Annotated in this window: 15 protein-coding genes and 1 riboswitch; of the genes, 14 read left to right on the top strand and 1 reads right to left on the bottom strand. The window is 52.5% G+C overall.

Going from position 1 to position 18745, the window contains the following annotated elements:
* Window positions 1-291: 291 nt before the first annotated feature.
* A riboswitch (purine riboswitch) is annotated at window positions 292-393 on the top strand.
* A 136-nt stretch (window positions 394-529) separates the two neighbouring features.
* From purE to purD, 12 genes are all read left to right on the top strand, one after another.
* The gene (gene purE, locus AC3ZPD_RS22700) at window positions 530-1030 is read left to right on the top strand and encodes a 5-(carboxyamino)imidazole ribonucleotide mutase (RefSeq protein ID WP_490986514.1); all 501 of its coding nucleotides are present in this window, start codon (window positions 530-532) and stop codon (window positions 1028-1030) included.
* Window positions 1027-2451 carry a 5-(carboxyamino)imidazole ribonucleotide synthase gene (gene purK, locus AC3ZPD_RS22695; RefSeq protein WP_490986513.1) on the top strand — a complete coding sequence of 475 codons (1425 nt, stop codon included), beginning with the start codon at window positions 1027-1029 and terminating at the stop codon, window positions 2449-2451. The genes purE and purK overlap by 4 nt, the downstream gene beginning before the upstream one ends.
* Window positions 2448-3746, top strand: a complete 1299-nt coding sequence (gene purB / locus AC3ZPD_RS22690; protein WP_490986512.1) for an adenylosuccinate lyase — start codon at window positions 2448-2450, stop codon at window positions 3744-3746. The genes purK and purB overlap by 4 nt, the downstream gene beginning before the upstream one ends.
* 322 nt (window positions 3747-4068) lie before the next feature.
* On the top strand, window positions 4069-4962 hold the full coding sequence (locus AC3ZPD_RS22685; RefSeq protein WP_490986511.1) for a phosphoribosylaminoimidazolesuccinocarboxamide synthase: 894 nt from the start codon (window positions 4069-4071) through the stop codon (window positions 4960-4962).
* Between the two features lie 396 nt (window positions 4963-5358).
* Window positions 5359-5604: a phosphoribosylformylglycinamidine synthase subunit PurS gene (gene purS, locus AC3ZPD_RS22680; protein ID WP_094095309.1), complete on the top strand. Its 246-nt coding sequence runs from the start codon at window positions 5359-5361 to the stop codon at window positions 5602-5604.
* 5 nt (window positions 5605-5609) lie between these two features.
* The gene (gene purQ / locus AC3ZPD_RS22675; protein ID WP_490986510.1) at window positions 5610-6299 is read left to right on the top strand and encodes a phosphoribosylformylglycinamidine synthase subunit PurQ; all 690 of its coding nucleotides are present in this window, start codon (window positions 5610-5612) and stop codon (window positions 6297-6299) included.
* On the top strand, window positions 6277-8523 hold the full coding sequence (purL, locus tag AC3ZPD_RS22670) for a phosphoribosylformylglycinamidine synthase subunit PurL (RefSeq protein WP_490986509.1): 2247 nt from the start codon (window positions 6277-6279) through the stop codon (window positions 8521-8523). The genes purQ and purL overlap by 23 nt, the downstream gene beginning before the upstream one ends.
* The gene (gene purF, locus AC3ZPD_RS22665) at window positions 8508-9986 is read left to right on the top strand and encodes an amidophosphoribosyltransferase (protein ID WP_490986508.1); all 1479 of its coding nucleotides are present in this window, start codon (window positions 8508-8510) and stop codon (window positions 9984-9986) included. Before purL ends, purF begins: the two co-directional genes overlap by 16 nt.
* Window positions 9987-10779: 793 nt before the next feature.
* Window positions 10780-11823 (top strand): phosphoribosylformylglycinamidine cyclo-ligase, encoded by a 1044-nt coding sequence (gene purM / locus AC3ZPD_RS22660; RefSeq protein ID WP_490986507.1) that lies wholly within the window; start codon window positions 10780-10782, stop codon window positions 11821-11823.
* Window positions 11823-12437: a phosphoribosylglycinamide formyltransferase gene (gene purN, locus AC3ZPD_RS22655; protein ID WP_490986506.1), complete on the top strand. Its 615-nt coding sequence runs from the start codon at window positions 11823-11825 to the stop codon at window positions 12435-12437. The genes purM and purN overlap by 1 nt, the downstream gene beginning before the upstream one ends.
* Before the next feature lie 312 nt (window positions 12438-12749).
* Entirely contained in the window at window positions 12750-14297 is a 1548-nt protein-coding gene (gene purH / locus AC3ZPD_RS22650; protein WP_490986505.1) for a bifunctional phosphoribosylaminoimidazolecarboxamide formyltransferase/IMP cyclohydrolase, read from the top strand.
* 167 nt (window positions 14298-14464) lie between these two features.
* Window positions 14465-15736, top strand: coding sequence for a phosphoribosylamine--glycine ligase (gene purD, locus AC3ZPD_RS22645; protein WP_490986504.1), 1272 nt, complete (start codon window positions 14465-14467; stop codon window positions 15734-15736).
* A 140-nt stretch (window positions 15737-15876) separates the two neighbouring features.
* On the opposite strand, the gene AC3ZPD_RS22640 is transcribed toward purD, so the two are convergent.
* Window positions 15877-16458 (bottom strand): helix-turn-helix domain-containing protein, encoded by a 582-nt coding sequence (locus tag AC3ZPD_RS22640; RefSeq protein WP_490986503.1) that lies wholly within the window; start codon window positions 16456-16458, stop codon window positions 15877-15879.
* A 686-nt stretch (window positions 16459-17144) separates the two neighbouring features.
* Between AC3ZPD_RS22640 and AC3ZPD_RS22635 the strand changes: the two genes are divergently transcribed.
* Together AC3ZPD_RS22635 and AC3ZPD_RS22630 are read left to right on the top strand one after the other, a co-directional pair.
* A complete protein-coding gene (locus tag AC3ZPD_RS22635) occupies window positions 17145-17501 on the top strand; it encodes a hypothetical protein (RefSeq protein ID WP_490986502.1) in 357 nt (118 codons plus the stop codon).
* A 57-nt stretch (window positions 17502-17558) separates the two neighbouring features.
* Window positions 17559-18539 (top strand): hypothetical protein, encoded by a 981-nt coding sequence (locus AC3ZPD_RS22630; RefSeq protein WP_490986501.1) that lies wholly within the window; start codon window positions 17559-17561, stop codon window positions 18537-18539.
* Window positions 18540-18745: the final 206 nt, after the last annotated feature.

Here is an 18745-nt window from a genome sequence, read left to right as displayed (position 1 = left end):
TGCTTGGTTAAAATGTTTCTTACTCATGTCATCCCCTCCATTGCCTCTTCCAGTATACAAAAAGTACCCATAGCCCAGACACCTTTTTTTCAAAGTGTCCAGTCTATGGGTACCAGTTTATTAGAGGCATTCCTTTTTTTATTTTCGAAAAGGTCTGAAAATCCATGCTTTTTGTCAGATAACAAGCAAAATACGAACATTTAAATAAGTGTAAAAAGGAACGTTCGGGTTTAAGTTGACATGGCATGATCGGTATTGATAAACTAGAGTTAGAAGAGCACGAACGAGATTTGTGCTTATATAGCCAATATTCGTATAACGCCGGGGATAAGGCTCGGCAGTTTCTACCTGAAAACCGTAAATTTTCGGACTACGAGGACTGATCATGGATGCAAAGACGCTTTCGTCCTGCCGGACGCCAGAGCTGTTTTTGCTTGTGCTTGCCCGCGTAGTCCGATATCGCGAAAATGTTGTATTTTCTCAGATATCGGATTTTTTTGTTGAAATAACAAGGAAAGTAGGTCGAAATATGTCAGCGCAGGTAGCTGTAATCATGGGCAGCAAATCGGATTGGGAAACCATGAGCCATGCATGTGTGGTGCTGGAGGAACTGGGCATTTCTTACGAAAAAAAGGTCGTCTCCGCTCACCGCACGCCGGATTTGATGTTCGAGTTTGCGGAAGGCGCAGCGGAACGCGGAATTAAAGTCATTATTGCCGGGGCCGGGGGTGCGGCGCATCTGCCGGGCATGGTCGCGTCAAAAACGGTGCTGCCGGTCATTGGCGTTCCGGTCAAATCGGCGGCTTTAAACGGTCTGGATTCGCTGCTGTCCATCGTTCAGATGCCTGGCGGCATTCCGGTGGCGACCGTAGCGATCGGCAAAGCCGGGGCCACCAACGCCGGTCTGCTGGCGGCGCAAATCCTCGGCGCTTTTGATCCGGCGCTGAGCGCGAAGGTTCAGGCCCGGCGCGACCGGATCAAGGCGGAAGTACTTGAAAGCGGCGAAGAGCTGGAGCAGGTGAAGCTGTGAGCGGCGGGCAAGGCGGCCGGGAGCCGCAGGTAGTGAAGCCCGGTTCCACGGTCGGGCTTCTCGGCGGCGGACAGCTGGGCCGCATGATGGCTTTGGCGGGAACGAACCTGGGTTACCGGTTCGTGACGCTGGATCCGACGCCGGACAGCCCATGCGGGCAGGTGGCGGACCAGATTGTCGCGGCCTACAGCGACAAGGAAGCGGCCCGCGAGCTGGCGCAGCGGGCGGACGTGATCACGTACGAGTTCGAGAATGTCGATTCCGAAGTCGCGGCGTTATTGGAGAAGCTGTCCTCGGTACCGCAGGGCAGCGGGCTGCTCTACACCACGCAGCACCGCCTGCGGGAGAAGCGGGCCATTGAAGCGGCAGGCGTGCAGGTGGCGCCGTACGCGGAAATCCGCAGCGAAGGCGAGCTGCGGGAAGCGGTGGGCAGGCTCGGCCTTCCGAGCGTGCTGAAGACGGCCACCGGAGGTTACGACGGGAAAGGGCAGTGGGTCATCCGCAGCGAAAGCGAAATCGCGGAGGCCTACGAGACGCTCAGCGCAAGCGGGGCGGAGCTGGTGCTCGAACAGTTCATCGGGTTCGAGAAAGAGCTATCGGTTATTGCGGCAAGAAGCCCGCGCGGCGAAATCAAGACCTTTCCAGCGGCGGAAAATATCCACGTCGACAATATCCTGCATATTTCCATAGTGCCGGCAAGAGTCGGGACGGCGATTCAGGCGCAGGCGGAAGAGCTGGCCTCCAGGATCGCGGAATCGCTGGGAGCCGTCGGCCTGCTGGCTGTGGAAATGTTCCTTACGGGAGACGGCCGGCTGTACGTCAACGAGCTTGCGCCGCGTCCGCACAATTCGGGACATTATACGATGGAGGCCTGCACGACCTCGCAGTTTGAGCAGCATGTCCGGGCGGTGTGCAATCTGCCGCTGGGCGAAGCAAAGCTGCTGACGCCGGTGGTGATGGTGAACGTCCTCGGCGAACATCTGGAAGCGGTCATCGAACGGACAGCGGACGGGGCATGGCTGGAATCGGCAGCGGAAGCCGGGAAACGGGTGCATACAAACGCAGCGGACAGCAATATTAAGGGGAAACGAACGGAAAATACAGATAAAGATAAAGATAAAGATAAAAATACAAATATAGCTGCTGCAGATACAGCTGCTACAGATATAGCTACTACAGATATAGATACAGGCACAGACAAAGGTAGAGATACAGGGACAGACGCAGCGGATACTGAAGCAAGTACAGTGAGACATACAAGGGCAGGGGCACACGACGTTGTGCCGAAAGTCCATTTGTATGGAAAAAGCGGTTCGGCCCCGAAACGGAAAATGGGCCACATCAACCTGTTATGCCAAGACGTCCAGCAAGGGCTGGACTGGATACAGCAAACCAAGATTTGGAGGAATCAACAACCATGATCGAACGTTACAGCAGACCCGAAATGAGAGCCGTCTGGACGGAGCAGAACAAGTTCCAGGCCTGGCTGGAAGTGGAGCTTTGCGCCTGCGAAGCCTGGGCCGAACTCGGCGTTATTCCGAAGGAAGACACGGCAGCGCTGCGCGCCAATGCCAAATTCGATATCGACCGCATTTATGAAATCGAGCAGGAAACCCGCCATGACGTGATCGCTTTTACGCGTGCCGTGTCCGAAAGCCTTGGCCAGGAGCGCAAATGGGTCCATTACGGCCTGACCTCCACGGACGTCGTGGATACGGCGCTGGGTTACATCCTGAAGCAGGCCAACGAAATCCTCGAGAAGGATATCCTTAACTTCATTGAAATTTTACGGGATAAAGCGATCGCTTATAAAAATACCCCGATGATGGGCCGCACGCACGGCGTTCACGCCGAGCCGACCACCTTTGGTCTCAAAATGGCCCTGTGGCACGAAGAGATGAAACGGAACCTGGAACGTTTCCGCCATGCGGCAAACAATGTCCAATTCGGTAAAATCTCCGGCGCCGTCGGCACTTACGCGAACATCGACCCGTTCGTCGAAGAATTCGTATGCCGCAAGCTCGGCACTTCGCCGGCTCCAATCTCGACGCAAACGCTGCAGCGTGACCGCCACGCCGAATACCTGGCGACGCTGGCGCTGATCGCCACGTCCCTGGACAAGTTCGCCACGGAAATCCGCGCTTTGCAGAAGAGCGAATTCCGCGAGGTGGAGGAAGCTTTTGCGAAAGGTCAAAAAGGCTCCTCGGCCATGCCGCACAAACGCAACCCGATCGGCTGCGAAAACATCTCCGGCTTGTCCCGCGTCATCCGCGGCCATATGCTGACGGCTTACGAAAACGTAACGCTCTGGCATGAGCGCGACATCTCGCACTCCTCCGCCGAACGCGTCATTCTGCCGGACGCTACGATGCTGCTCAACTACATGCTGAACCGCTTCGGCAACATCGTGAAGAACCTGACCGTGTTCCCGGAGAACATGAAACGCAACATGGAGCGCACTTACGGCGTGCCGTTCTCCGGCCGTGTGATGACCAAGCTGATCGACAAAGGCTTCAGCCGGGAACAGGCATACGACACCGTGCAGCCGCTGGCCATGCAGGCTTGGGAAACGCAGCGCCAGTTCCGCGACATCATCGCGGATACACCGGCGATTACCGAAGCGCTGAGTGCCGAGGAGATCGACGACGCTTTTAATCCGGCATGGCATTTGAAGCATGTGGATACGATTTTTACGCGATTGGGCCTGAATGGTTGATCTGAAAGGGTTTGTTCTTAACGGATAAACCTGAATGGTACCTGTATGGTTAATGAAGAAGGAAAAAAGGAATCACGCTGAATACGGCTTTGCGCATGATCTTGGTTAAACACCGGGGCGTAATCCAAGGACTGTTACCGCTGAACATGAAGTCTAGAAGAGCTGGAGCGTAGGATGAAATCTTTAAGTAAGTAGGCTTGAAGCTTGGGCGGGTGCTTGGCGTAACCCTGGAGCGTGACCCTTTTACCATGAAAGTCAGGACCTTAAAACGTTTGAATAGAAATATCCCGCTTGCAGCAGGCGGATAAAGGAGAGGGCTTACTTGGCAGCAACCGCGATTTCGACGGCCGTGGATCTGATTGATCTGCCGCTGATTTACAAGGGGAAAGTCAGAGAGCTTTATGATCTTGGCGAGCATTATCTCATCGTTGTGACCGACCGCATTTCGGCGTTTGACTACATTTTGGATCCGGCGGTTCCGGACAAAGGCAATGTGCTTAACCGGCTCAGCGCTTTTTGGTTTGAACGCACGAAGGGCATTATGGACAACCATGTCGTCCACACCGACGTGGATTTGCTGGGCGACGTCATCAAGGACAAGGAGCTGCTTCGCAACCGGATCATGGTCACCCGTAAAGCCGAGCGTATCGACATCGAATGCGTGGTGCGCGGGTACGTAACCGGCGGGGGCTGGCGCCAATACGAGAAAACGGGCGAGGTCAACGGCATCAAGCTGCCGAAAGGCCTGCGCAAGAACAGCAAGCTGGAAGCGCCGATTTTTACGCCTGCGGCCAAGAACGACGTGGGTCATGACGAGGACATTTCTTTTGAAAAAATGACCGAACTCGTCGGCCGCGAACTGGCCGAGCAGCTTCGCGACCGCACGCTTGAGCTTTACGCCTACGTCCGCGACTACTGCGAGGAACGCGACATCCTGCTCGCCGACTGCAAGCTGGAATTCGGCCTGCTGGATGGCAAACTGATCGTCATCGACGAAATGTTTACGCCGGATGCCTCCCGCTTCTGGGCCAAAGAAAATTATGCCCTCGACATCGACATCGACAGCATGGACAAGGAGCCGGTCCGCACCTACCTGGCGAATTCCGACTGGGACATGAACAGCGCGCCCGACCCTTTGCCGCCTCTCGTCGTGCAGGAAACGACCAACCGCTACCGCGAAATCTACCGCCGTCTGACGGGGGAAGAGCTAAGCTAGAATAGCGCTGTTAGGCTGGACGTTGCTATAGAGTCAGAATTTAAAGGCAGATGCAAGCAGCAGGTGGTAGAGGCATCAATGAGGTACTAGAGGACAGAAGGAAGTGATCCAAAAGTTAGCTCCGCTAAATCTTTGCCTTCTGCTCCATCACCCATTATTTAAAAAAGTTGCACCCGGCACGCCGTAACTGGCGGAGGGGCGAATGATTCTGAAAAAGCATAGCGTCCGCCTTTGTCCTCGGATTATAACCATAAAATTATATTCATTAAGAATCCGAGGACAACAGCGGTTGTAAGAACATTCGCCCCGCAGCCCCACGCCCAACCAGGTGCACACGCTCGCATCACCAGCAATCTTTTTAAAATAAACCCCATTCTTAGGAGGAACACAAGGACCATGTTAAAAGCAAAGGTATACGTCACCATCAAGCAAAGCGTACTCGACCCGCAGGGAGTTGCCGTGCAAGGCGCGCTGCATTCCATGGGCTTCGGCGAAGTTGAAAGTGCCCGCATTGGCAAATACATGGAACTGACGCTCGACACTACGGACCGCGCGGAAGCGGAAGCCCGCGTAAAAACGATGTGCGAAAAGCTGCTGGCCAATACAGTCGTGGAAGACTATCGCTTTGAATTGGAGGGCTAACCGCCATGAAATTTGCTGTACTTGTGTTTCCGGGTTCCAACTGTGATATTGACTGCTACAAAGCCGTAGAAGAGGTGCTGGGCGAGCCGGTGGATTATGTTTGGCATACGGCGACCGATCTGTCCTCTTATGACTGCATTTTGGTGCCGGGCGGCTTCTCTTACGGCGACTACCTGCGCTGCGGCGCGATTTCCCGTTTTGCTCCGGTTATGGCGGAAGTCGCTAAAGCGGCTGAACAGGGAAAATATGTCTTGGGCATCTGCAACGGATTCCAGATTTTGACCGAAGCCGGCCTGCTGCCGGGCACGCTGCTCCGCAACACGTCTTTGAAATTCCTTTGCCACGACGTGGTGCTGCGTGTGGAGAACAACGGCAATCCTTTTACCGTGGATTACGCGCAGGGTGAAGAAATTACGATCCCGATCGCCCACGGCGAAGGCAACTACTACTGCGACGAAGCTACGCTTGAGCGTTTGAAGGCGAACAACCAGATTATTTTCACTTATGCCAGCAACCCGAACGGCTCCCTGTCCGACATTGCCGGTATTTCGAGCGAACGCGGCAACGTGGTAGGGATGATGCCCCATCCGGAGCGTGCGGTGAACACGCTGCTGGGCAGCGAAGACGGAAAACGGATGTTTACATCTATTTTGAAAGCATGGAGGGATCAACATGACGCAGCAACTATCCGCTAAGGAGCCGACGGCGGAGCAAATCGCCGAGCAGCAAATTTACAAGCAAATGGGCGTTTCTGACAGCGAATATGAGCTGATCTGCGGTTTCCTCGGCCGGAAACCCAACTATACGGAAATTGGCGTGTTCAGCGTGATGTGGTCCGAACACTGTGCTTACAAAAACTCGAAACCGCTGCTCAGACGTTTCCCGGTAGACGGACCCCGCGTCCTGATGGGACCGGGCGAAGGCGCAGGCATCGTGGACATCGGCGACAACCAAGCTGTTGTATTCAAAATCGAAAGCCACAACCACCCTTCGGCCGTTGAGCCATACCAAGGCGCGGCGACGGGTGTGGGCGGCATTATCCGCGATATTTTTTCCATGGGCGCAAGACCGATTGCATCGTTGAACTCCTTGCGTTTCGGCAGACTGGAAAGCGACCGCGTGAAATACCTGTTCGAGCATGTCGTTTCCGGCATCGCCGGTTACGGCAACTGCATCGGCATTCCGACGGTGGGCGGAGAAGTGGTTTTTGATGAGAGTTATGAAGGCAATCCGCTTGTAAATGCGATGTGCGTCGGCCTGATCGACCATGACAAAATCCAGCGCGGCGTCGCTAAAGGCGTGGGCAACCCGGTTTTCTACGTGGGACCTCCGACCGGCCGCGACGGCATCCACGGCGCAACCTTTGCTTCCGAGGAACTGACGGAGGAGTCCGAAGCGAAACGGACAGCGGTTCAAGTGGGCGATCCATTTATGGAGAAGCTCGTTATGGAAGCCTGCCTGGAGCTGATCGACACGGGTATCGTGCTTGGCATTCAGGATATGGGCGCTGCGGGCCTTACGTGCTCCAGTGCGGAAATGGCCAGCAAAGCGGGCAACGGCCTGGAGCTTTATCTGGACCAGGTGCCTCAGCGCGAAGAGGGCATGACGGCTTACGAAATGATGTTGTCTGAATCTCAAGAACGTATGCTGTTTGTCGTTGAACCTAAGGATGAAGCGCAGGCTAGAGAAATCTTCGACCGCTGGGGCGTCATCTGCGCCAAAGTGGGTAAAGTGACCGATGACGGACAGCTGAAGCTGTTCCATCACGGCGAATTGGTTGGCGACATGCCGGTAACGGCGCTCGTCGACGAATGTCCGATTTACAACAAGCCGTCCACTGTACCGGCTTATTATACGGAGAACGAAAACGTAGACACCACCCGTTATGCAGAGGTAAAAGATTTGGGCGCAGCCCTCGAGCAGGTGCTCGGGTCCCCTTCCGTAGCCAGCAAAGCTTGGGTCTACGAGCAATATGATTACATGGTACGCACCAGCACGGCGGTTCGTCCGGGTTCGGATGCGGCGGTCGTAACCGTTGGTGGAACCCGCAAAGCTTTGGCGATGACGACGGACTGCAACGGACGTTTCGTCTACCTCGATCCTGAAGTGGGCGGACGCATCGCGGTGAGCGAAGCGGCGCGCAACATCGTCTGCTCCGGCGCCGAGCCGCTGGCGATTACGGACAACCTGAACTTTGGCAGCCCGGAGAAGCCGGATATTTTCTGGCAGATGGAAAAAGCGGTAGACGGCATGGCGGAAGCCTGCCGCGTGCTGGAAACGCCGGTGATCGGCGGTAACGTAAGCTTGTACAACGAAAACGCCAAAGGGGCGATTTATCCGACGCCGGTCGTCGGCATGGTGGGTCTGGTACACGATGTGGATCACATTACGACGCAAGGCTTTAAACAAGAGGGCGACGTGATTTTCCTGCTTGGCGAAACGAAAGCGGAGCTTGGCGGCAGCGAATTCCAGGCCGTTGTGCACGGCGTAACCGAAGGACGTCCTCCGGTACTGAATCTGGATACGGAGAAGAAACTGCTCGAGACCGTTCTTGCTTCTATTCAAAAAGGTTTGGTCAACTCGGCGCATGACTTGTCCGAAGGCGGTCTTGCCGTTGCACTTGCAGAGTCCTGCATCAGCGGTTCCATCGGGGCTAAAGTCCATTTGGAATCCGCCGGACTTCGCCCGGACCATCTGCTGTTCAGCGAATCGCAATCCCGTATTCTGTTGACAGCTTCCGCCGAGAAGGCAGAAGAGCTTGAACAATATATCGCCGGCCAAGGCGTGCCGGTGGCTGTAATCGGACGCACCCAAGGCAACAGCTTGAGCATCGAAATCAACCGCGTTTCGGCCTTGAACAAACCAGTTGAAGGTTTGAAGCAGGTCTGGGAGGAAGCCATTCCATGTCGGATGAAATAAAGCAGAACAAGCTTTGGACAGGCGACTATTACAATCAGGGCACAGGCCCAAATGATATTTTCGATACGCTAAAAGAGGAATGCGGCGTCTTCGGTGTCTTCGGGCATCCGGAGGCCGCCTCCTTGTCTTATTACGGGCTTCACGCTTTGCAGCACCGCGGGGAAGAAAGCGCAGGGATGTGCGTTACCGACGGCAGCGAATTCCACTACCACAGAGGCATGGGACTTGTAAAAGAAGTCTTCGACAAAGACCGTCTCGCGTCGCTTACCGGCAGCCTCTCCATCGGCCACGTGCGTTACTCCACCAGCGGCGACAGCCGCCTGGCGAACGCGCAGCCGCTGGTGTTCAAATACCGCGACGGCGACCTGGCGGTGGCCACGAACGGCAACATCGTCAACGCGCCAAAAATCCGGCGGGAGCTTGAGGAGGGCGGGTCGATTTTTCAGACGACCAGCGATACCGAGGTCGTTGCGCATCTGATCGCCAGATCCAAGAAACCGCTTGTCGAAGCAGCCAAAGACGCGTTCCGCCAAATCGTCGGCGGGTTTGCGTTCCTGCTGCTTACCAACGACAAGCTGATCGTCGCTTCCGACCCGAACGGGCTGCGCCCGCTGTCGATGGGCCGCCTGGGCGACGCTTATCTGTTTGCTTCGGAGACCTGCGCGTTTGAAACCGTAGGCGCCGAAATCATCCGCGACATTCAGCCCGGCGAGCTGCTGGTGCTGGACGCAGACGGTCTGCATGAAGACCGCTTTGCCGAGCCGCAGCGCAAGGCGCTATGCGCGATGGAGTATATTTATTTTGCCCGTCCGGACAGCGACATGAACGGCTCTAACCTGCATTCGGCCCGTAAACGCATGGGTCAGCGCATGGCTTTGGAATCCTTCATCGACGCGGACGTGGTGACCGGCGTGCCGGACTCCAGCATTTCCGCCGCGATCGGCTATGCCGAGCAAACCGGCATTTCGTACGAGCTTGGACTCATTAAAAATAAATACACCGGCCGGACCTTCATCCAGCCGAGCCAGGAGCTGCGCGAGCAGGGCGTCAAAATGAAGCTCAGCGCCGTGCGCCGCGTCGTCGAAGGTAAACGGGTCGTCATGATCGACGACTCCATCGTCCGCGGCACCACCTCGCGCCGCATCGTTAACCTGCTGCGCGAGGCGGGCGCCACCGAAGTGCATGTGCGCATTACGTCTCCGCCGTTCAAAAATCCTTGCTTCTACGGCATCGACACGCCGGACCGCAAGGAGCTGATTGCTTCGTCCAAAACGGTCGAAGAGATCTGCAAGGAAATCAACGCCGACTCCTTGTCCTTCCTCAGCCCGGAAGGCCTCGTCGAAGCCGTTGGCGGCGGCAACGTAGCCGACTATAAAGGAGGCCTTTGCATGGCCTGCTTTGATAACGATTATCCTACGCAGACCGATTTCGGGGGCGAGGAGCAGTTTGGGTGCGGGTGCTGAGTCGAGGGAGCAAACCATTAGGGCAGAAAAGCTTAAGGCGAATCACTGCGGTGTCGGAAACTTCTTACGATCGCTGTTGTTTTCGGATTTCCTGATTTTATCAGGAAGGTAGAAATCCGAAAACAAAGGCGAACGCTATCGCTTCTCCAGAACCCTTCCGCCCCCTCCGCTTTCGCCCTTCGCTTCGCACCTATTGCTGCTTACCCCCTTATCCCAACTGATGGGGATAACAGGGGGCGCGGTTGGCGGTTACCACGCCAACCGGCCCTTACGGTCTTAATCTTTAAGCCGGTTATTATTTACCGGCATGAAATAACGGAAGGCGAGCGGGGCGGTAGCGGCGAGGCTGATCCTGCTATTTCCCCTTTTTGAAACAAAATCGAGCCTTGGCGATGATGGTGGAGCAGGGGGAACCAGTGAAGCAAGCCGCGTGGCTTTGCTGCAAGGCTGGCCAGGGCAGCGCAGCTGCAAGGGATGGCTTAGCGCCCGAGCGACAGCAGGCGGAATTGTGGTGGAGGAGCAAAGCGTTCGCCTTTATTCTCAGATAATAACCTTAGTTAAATAGTTCAGATTATCTGAGAATAACAGCGACCGGAATCACAATCCGAATGCCGAGCGGACCGGCGCAGCCGAAGAGGCTTCGAAGCTCCAGCAGAAGGCTTCGCAGCACTAACCAAACAAGCTTCGAAGCCCCACCATTCAACGGTTCGTCATGTCCAGGCTCAAGGCCGCATCTTAATTCGCCCAGTCCCGTTATTTTTTTTCAAATACTATTCCTTAGGAGAGTGTCCCAGTGTCTGAAGCCTACAAAAGCGCCGGCGTCGATATCGCGGCGGGTAATGAAGCAGTCGAACGTATGAAGAAACATGTGAAGCGGACCTTCCGTCCGGAAGTCATGACCGATTTGGGCGGCTTTGGCGGATTGTTTGGCCTGAACAAAGACAAATACGAGGAGCCGGTTCTGGTCTCCGGTACGGATGGCGTCGGCACGAAGCTGAAGCTTGCTTTTGCGATGGATAAACATGATACGATCGGCATCGACGCGGTGGCGATGTGCGTGAACGACATCGTGGTGCAGGGCGCTGAGCCGCTCTTTTTCCTGGATTATCTGGCTTGCGACAAAGTCATTCCATCCAAAATTGAAGCCATCGTGGCGGGCATTGCCGAAGGCTGCTTCCAATCCGGCTGCGCGCTCATCGGCGGCGAAACGGCGGAAATGCCGGGCATGTACGCCGAAGGCGAATACGACATTGCCGGATTTACGGTCGGCGTTGTCGACAAGAGCAAGATCATCAACGGCAGCACGATCAAACCGGGCGATACGGTAATCGGGCTTCCGTCGAGCGGCGTGCACAGCAACGGTTTCTCGCTGGTCCGCAAGCTGCTGCTCGAAGATGCGGGTTACATCCTGCAGGATACGCTGCCTGAGCTGGATGGCGCGAAACTCGGCGACGTACTGCTGGAGCCTACGCGTCTTTACGTCAAACCGGTGCTTTCCCTTGTCGACAAAGTGCGGGTGAAAGGCATGGCGCATATTACGGGCGGCGGATTTATCGAAAATATCCCGCGCGTGCTGCCGGACGGCGTCAATGTCGAAATCGACTACGCTTCCTGGCCGATTCTGCCAGTGTTTAAGCTTTTGCAAGAGAAAGGCCAAGTGTCGAACCGCGATATGTTTACGACGTTTAACATGGGCATCGGCATGGTGATTGTGGTAGCGGAGGAAGACGCGGAAGCGGCGAAAGCGGCCTTGACCGCAGCCGGGGAAACGCCTTATGTGATCGGCCGTGTGACCGAGGGCAGCAAAATCGTGACTTTTACGGGAGCTGAGGTGTAATGTTCCGGGTTGCGGTTTTTGCGTCCGGTCAGGGCAGTAATTTTCAGGCTTTGGCGGATGCAGCGGCGGCAGGAAGGCTTGGCGGGGCGACGGTAGAGCTGCTGGTGTGCGACAAGCCGGAAGCGCCTGTCGTCAAACGGGCCGAAGCCGCTGGCGTGGACACCTTTGTTTTTCGGCCGAAGGAATATGACAGCCGTGAGGCCTATGAAACGGAGATCAAAGCGGAGCTAGAGCGCCGCGGTATCGATCTGATTGTACTCGCCGGTTATATGCGGTTGATTACCCCGGTCCTGGTAGAGTCCTATGCCGGCCGGATGGTGAATATCCATCCTTCGCTGCTGCCGGCTTTTGCCGGAAAAGACGCTATTGGTCAAGCCCTCGATTATGGGGTGAAGCTTACCGGCATTACAGTGCATTTGGTCGACGGAGGCATGGATACCGGGGCGGTAGTGGCCCAGCAGGCCGTTGAAATTACGGCTGAAGACAGCCGCGAATCGCTGGAAGCGAAGATCCATGCGGCAGAAACGAAGCTTTATCCGGAAGTGGTGGCCGCTTTTGCCGAAGGACGTGTAACGGTAGAGGGACGAAAGGTGATCCTGGCCGGACGGGGCTAAGGAAGATTGGTTATTGGTATTGGTATTGTGCCAGGAAAATGGGAAAAACGCCCACTTTGACGAATGGGGTTTCTTGAAAGGGACATTTCGATATTTCCCGAGAAATATTTGCTAATTTTCTGGAATAGAGCACTTGCTGTCAGGCGGCTTCAGACGCCGTCGATTGCTGAAAACAAGCCGGATTACGCAAGGGCGGGAAGCCGGACAACGGGTAGAACTGATGCATCTGATAAATCTTGCAGAATGGCGGGCGAAGCGAATGTGTTTGGCAGTTGGATTACGTCCCCATTAAAACTAAGGAGGTTGTTTCTTTTGAGTATCAAACGTGCGCTGGTCAGCGTGTCTGATAAAGCGGGTATTGTGGAGTTTTGCCGCGAGTTGTCCAATCTGGGCGTGGAAATCATTTCGACAGGCGGTACAAAAAATCTGCTGGCCAAAGAAGGCGTTCCAGTCATCGGCATTTCCGAGGTGACCGGGTTCCCTGAAATTTTGGACGGTCGCGTCAAGACGCTTCACCCTGCCGTTCACAGCGGTTTGCTGGCTGTGCGCGACAGCGCGGAGCATCAGGCTCAAATGAAAGAACTGGGTCTCGATTACATCGACCTGGTTGTCGTGAACCTGTATCCGTTCCAAGAAACGATCGCCAAACCGGATGTCGAATATGAAGACGCCATTGAAAATATCGACATCGGCGGGCCAACCATGCTGCGTTCCGCCGCCAAAAACCACGCTTTCGTCAGCGTTGTCGTCGATTCCGCCGATTATCCGGCCGTCCTGAACGAAATCAAAATCAAAGGCGACACTTCTTTGGAAACGCGCAAACGCCTTGCAGCCAAAGTATTTCGTCATACCGCTTCTTACGATGCGCTGATCTCCGACTATTTGTCGAATGTAACCGGCGATCCGCTGCCTGAACGTTTTACGGTGACTTACGAGAAAATCCAGGACCTGCGCTATGGGGAGAACCCGCACCAGAAAGCCGCTTTTTACAAAAAACCTCTCGCTGCAGCCGACACGTTGACCACGGCGAAACAGCTGCATGGCAAAGAGCTTTCTTATAACAACATCAATGACGCCAACGCGGCTCTGCAAATCGTCAAAGAGTTTGAAGAACCTGCCGTTGTGGCGGTCAAACATATGAACCCTTGCGGCGTCGGCATCGGCGGCAGCGTGCTGGAAGCTTACAAAAAAGCTTACGCGGCTGATCCGACTTCGATCTTTGGCGGTATTGTGGCGGCCAACCGGATCATCGACGGGGATACCGCTTTGCTGCTGAAGGAAATTTTCCTCGAAATCATTCTGGCGCCTGGATTTACGAAGGAAGCGCTGGAGATTTTGACCCAGAAGAAAAACATCCGTCTGCTGGAAGTGGGTTCGCTGAAATCCGGCGAAAACCGCGAAAAAAGCTTCACGATTACTACCATCGACGGCGGTATGATCGTTCAAGAGAGCGACGTTCATTCGATGAACGTTGATGACCTGCAGGTCGTTACCGACCGCAAACCTACCGAAGAAGAGCTGAAGCAGCTGCTGTTCGGCTGGAAAGTGGTCAAACATGTGAAATCCAACGCGATTGTGCTGGCGAATGACAGCATGACTGTCGGCGTAGGCGCAGGGCAGATGAACCGCGTAGGCGCAGCGAAAATTGCCATTGAGCAAGCTGGAGATAAGGCTAAAGGCAGCGTTCTTGCTTCCGACGCTTTTTTCCCGATGGGGGACACGCTGGAGCTCGCCGCTAAAGCGGGCATTACGGCTGTTATTCAGCCCGGCGGCTCCATCAAAGACGAAGAGTCCATCAAAGTGGCTAACGAATACGGCATTGCGATGGTCTTCACCGGCGTGCGTCATTTTAAACACTAAGCGAAGTTTAGATCTGCTTTCATCAGTTCTACAAAACCTAAGGCCCGCCCATGCGGGCCTTATTTAGAATCACGGAACGTATGGAAGCCGTTGAGCGGCCGGATTTTTAAATAATCGAACTTTAGAGAGTTAACAGAACTTTACAGAAGCATAGGAGGGTTACGTCGATGGATATTTTAGTCGTTGGCGGCGGGGGCCGCGAACATGCGATTTGCTGGGCTTTGTCGAAAAGCCCGAAAGCGGACAAGATCTACTGCGCGCCGGGCAATGCAGGCATCGGGCAGATCGCGGAGCTGGTACCGATTCAGGTAAACGAGTTTGAGCGGCTGACGGCTTTTGCGGAGGAAAAAAGGGTCGGCTTGGTAGTGATCGGGCCGGATGATCCGCTGGCGGAAGGGATCGTGGACGTTTTTGAAGCCAAAAACATCCCGGTTTACGGACCGCGCAAAAACGCCGCGCATATCGAAGGCAGCAAAACCTTCATGAAGGACCTGCTCAAGAAATATAACATTCCCACGGCGGCTTACGAAAAATTCGACAATTACGAGGCGGCTTTGGCTTATCTGCGTTCCCAGTCAGTTCCAATCGTTATTAAGGCGGATGGCCTTGCGGCGGGTAAAGGGGTTACGGTTGCTTTTACACGCGAGGAAGCGGAGCAGGCGCTTGCGGATATTATGGTGGACAAGGTGTTCGGCAGCTCCGGCAGCCAGGTGGTGATCGAGGAGTTTATGGAAGGCCAGGAAATGTCGATATTGGCCTTCGTAGATGGGGAAACCGTCCGGCCGATGGCAGCCGCCCAGGACCACAAGCAGGTCTTCGACGGCGATAAAGGGCCGAATACCGGGGGCATGGGGACTTACTCCCCGCTGCCGCATATCGACAACGCCATTATTGAAGAAGCGGTTGAGACGATCATTAAACCGACCGCCAAAGCGATGGTTTCGGAAGGCCGGCCTTTCCGCGGCGTTTTGTTCGCCGGTCTGATGATCACGCCGGGCGGCGTGCCGAAGACGGTCGAGTTTAACGCCCGGTTCGGCGACCCGGAAACCCAGGTCGTGCTGCCACGCCTGAAAAGCGACCTGCTCGACATTTTCCTGGCTTCGCTGAACGGAACACTTGACCAGGTAGAGATCGAGTGGAGCGAAGAGGCGGCGGTCTGCGTCGTGCAGGCTTCGCCGGGATATCCGGCTTCTTATCCGAAAGGCCTGGTCATTTCGGGGCTGGATACGGTCTCCGAAGCCGAGGCTTTGGTGTTCCATGCGGGTACGTCGAGGAACGAAGCCGGAGAATGGCTGACAAGCGGCGGCCGCGTGCTGGGCGTCGTGGGCCGCGGCCGCGACATTGCCGCCGCCAGGGAGCGGGCTTACAAAGCTGCGGAAAAGATCCAATTCGAAGGCAAACATCAACGTTCCGACATTGCGGCTAAAGCTTTGGTTTAAAGCTTTAGCTCTGGCAGGAGCAGGCCGATAGAAGTACGGGGAAATAGGGATGACGGCCAATAGGGTTGAAATAAATACGGAAGCCGCCGGCAGTCTGATTGATCAGACCGCCGGCGGCTTTTCTTTTTGATATGCCAAGACTATTCTTTGGACGTACTCTCTTTCCCTACGGCATCCTCTTTAATTAAGGAGAGAAATAGTTCATGATAATAAATATTTTCACCTTTGCGGCGGGAAACATACGGCTGAATTAAGGCTTCGAAATCCCTCATGAACTGGGCGGCTTCCTCTTCGGTCATGCAGATGGTATTGTGGGTCAGCTGACCGGATGCTTTTTGGGTGCCGTCGATACCACCCAGAAATTTTCGTTTGTTCATCTCGTACATTTCGTTGATCAGCTTCTGGGTTTCGGACAGATAAACCTGCTTTAAAGCAGGTTCGATATCCTGATGTTTCAACCGGATATCCCCCTGGAAGGCTTCGTAGTATTTGGCGATAATACCGTTGATTTCACGGGTCTCAACCACGCTCAAGAGACCGACGCTCTCCATTTTCTTGACATGATAATAGACCTTGGAGGGCACTTCGCCCATGGCATCGGCAACTTCCTTGGCTGTGGAAGGCCGCCCGAGCCTGTTAAAGGTATGAAATATTTTGAGCCGGTAGGGATCGGAATAAACCTTGATCTCCTCCGGTGTTTTTAATTCCAGGGACTTCTTCATCTCGCAGCACCTCAAACTCGCTTTCGCCGCTCATCCATACGCAGCGATCCCGAAATGTCATTCCTTTCATTATATCGGAGGGGCGGGAGGAATACAAAATTTAATCTAGGATAAAAGCGAAACCATCTACTTTCTGGCTTGGTGATTCAGAAGACGAAATATTATACTTGTTTCTTTTATATTAGAGCCGTATTTCTCTATGACTTCTTGAAATATTTGTATGAATTGTTGGTAGGTATCTCCTTGATACTGCATTTGTTCGAGTAAATTTTTATTATTACGTGTCAAGAATTTTCGCTAAATTTTTCCAATGTTACTTTGCCATAGTATACGCCTATTACGATGAGATCGATTGAAGAATCTAACTCACTGAAACTATTGTACGAAATGACTTTAGCGTCAGAACTAACAAATTTAATATCTTGATTGGATGCCGTTCTTTATATCCCCCAAAAAACAAGAGAGGCGATAACCAGTAAGGACAGAATGTCTACAGAAAAATCCTTTTGGATTTCTTCATGAAATGATTAAATTTCTGTATTTTCTCCTATTCAATATTTCTCAATTTAAAGAGGGATATTACTCAAATTAAAAACTAAAAAAATAAAAAAAAGGTTTATTTACTAAATGTTGGTTTTTTGTTATTATAATTAAGTAATTAAAAAGCAAGGAAAAAGGTGGTAAAGATGTTTAAAAAAACTATTTTATTGGCGTTATTGTTATTGGTAATAAGCGGGTGCTCAAATAAAGAATATACACAGCAATATTTAAGTAAGGAAGCGCAGTTTAATCTTGTGGTTTTTGTTCAATCGGACTTTGAAGAAAATAAACGTAATATTTATGATAGGATTTTGTCTGAGAATTGGGTTTTTGATCATCCAGCAGTATACGATGTAACTACTGAGGAAGGGAAAAAAAGAGCCAAAGAATTAAAGCTTAGCAGTTACCCTTCTTATTTATTGTTTGATAAGGAGAAATTAATAGCCAAAGAGAATAATCTGAATGCGATTCTTCAAAAAGTATTAGAATATCGTCTAAATTGATGATTGAAGAGCTGGCCAGCTTTCAATATATATAAAAATTAATTGGGAGGAATTAACTTGAACCAGAAGTTAAAAAAAATTAGTTGCTTTTTACTCCTAAGTTCACTAACAATCTTGCCACTCTCCGTTAATGCTGCTTCAGATGATGCTAATATTACCGCAGAACTTTATTCTAGCCATGTACTGGACATTCAAAATTCAAATATTGACCCTGTAGGACATATTGTTAAATATGATCCCTCTATTAATGTTAAGCCTTTAATCGCGGCTAGGACCTCTAGTCGTTTCAAAAAACTTTCTGAAGATGAAGTTCAAAGGAAACTAGCAAGTGACAGTGAGTACTTGTCAAGAGTAGCTGCGGGATTAGAAGAAAAGAATACTAGTGAGTATTTTTCTTTTTTGGAAAATAACGGTCTTGTCGAATACGAGCCAGGAACAACAAGTAGCTTTAGTATTCAATCAAGTAGTCAAGATTTTTCCATTAACGCTCCATTAATTTTTTATAATTCCTCAACAAGAACTTGGGAGATTTATGGAGGGTTTAATTACGTAAATGATGTTGCTTGGGTACTTGATGGTTATGACACAAATCATAATATCGGTGGTGAAGATGCTTTAGGTATTAGTTTAAGTAATGGTGCTAACGGTGCAGGGGTAGTTTCTGGAAGTCATTTGGAGGCATTTTATCACGATAATCCTACCCTTCCTAGTACAGGATTTGATGGACAAACATCGTTTACAGTGAATGGCAGAGATGCCTCGATAGATTCTAGTAAAGGAGCTGTCTATAGAGGACAGGATAGAATTACGACCTTGGGAAATGGACAAGTTAATAACTTTGGAGCTGGTACAGCAGTAGTATATTATGACAGTAAATTTGAGCAGGCAACCGGCCATGTCAAAACAGTCTATAATCATACTTGGGCAACTGCAAAGATACAAAGTATAACCTACACAGCTCCTTTTGGTGTTACAATTAATGCTTCGAAGTCAAACGAATCAACCGGTACTTTAGCAAGTACAGATGTTGCCTACTAATTATAAATCTTAATTAGATAAGCATGAACCTTTTATAACAAGTTGAATTATACCTATAAGAAAGCACTTAAAAAGTGGTTCTTATGAACTGTACCCTTTGTCAAGGACACTTGTAAAAAAAGGGACTTGTGGTTTTAAGCCGCAGATAAAAGATGATTCCTGTACTGTACAGGAGTCATCTTTTTACGTCCCCATTGATATCTGTG

It is taken from the genome of Paenibacillus mobilis, from assembly GCF_058267595.1.
The sequence above is the reverse complement of the archived record's forward strand: the minus strand, read 5'-3'. Positions and strand labels throughout refer to the sequence as shown.

Bases quoted from the DNA above. Each gene is read 5' to 3' on its own strand.
- purD (WP_490986504.1), top strand. From the start codon at position 14,465: ATGGATATTTTAGTCGTTGGCGGCGGGGGCCGCGAACATGCGATTTGC.
- purQ (WP_490986510.1), top strand. From the start codon at position 5,610: ATGAAATTTGCTGTACTTGTGTTTCCGGGTTCCAACTGTGATATTGAC.
- purN (WP_490986506.1), top strand. From the start codon at position 11,823: ATGTTCCGGGTTGCGGTTTTTGCGTCCGGTCAGGGCAGTAATTTTCAG.
- purB (WP_490986512.1), top strand. From the start codon at position 2,448: ATGATCGAACGTTACAGCAGACCCGAAATGAGAGCCGTCTGGACGGAG.
- AC3ZPD_RS22640 (WP_490986503.1), bottom strand. From the start codon at position 16,458: ATGAAGAAGTCCCTGGAATTAAAAACACCGGAGGAGATCAAGGTTTAT.
- purS (WP_094095309.1), top strand. From the start codon at position 5,359: ATGTTAAAAGCAAAGGTATACGTCACCATCAAGCAAAGCGTACTCGAC.
- purF (WP_490986508.1), top strand. From the start codon at position 8,508: ATGTCGGATGAAATAAAGCAGAACAAGCTTTGGACAGGCGACTATTAC.
- purL (WP_490986509.1), top strand. From the start codon at position 6,277: ATGACGCAGCAACTATCCGCTAAGGAGCCGACGGCGGAGCAAATCGCC.
- purE (WP_490986514.1), top strand. From the start codon at position 530: ATGTCAGCGCAGGTAGCTGTAATCATGGGCAGCAAATCGGATTGGGAA.
- AC3ZPD_RS22635 (WP_490986502.1), top strand. From the start codon at position 17,145: ATGTTTAAAAAAACTATTTTATTGGCGTTATTGTTATTGGTAATAAGC.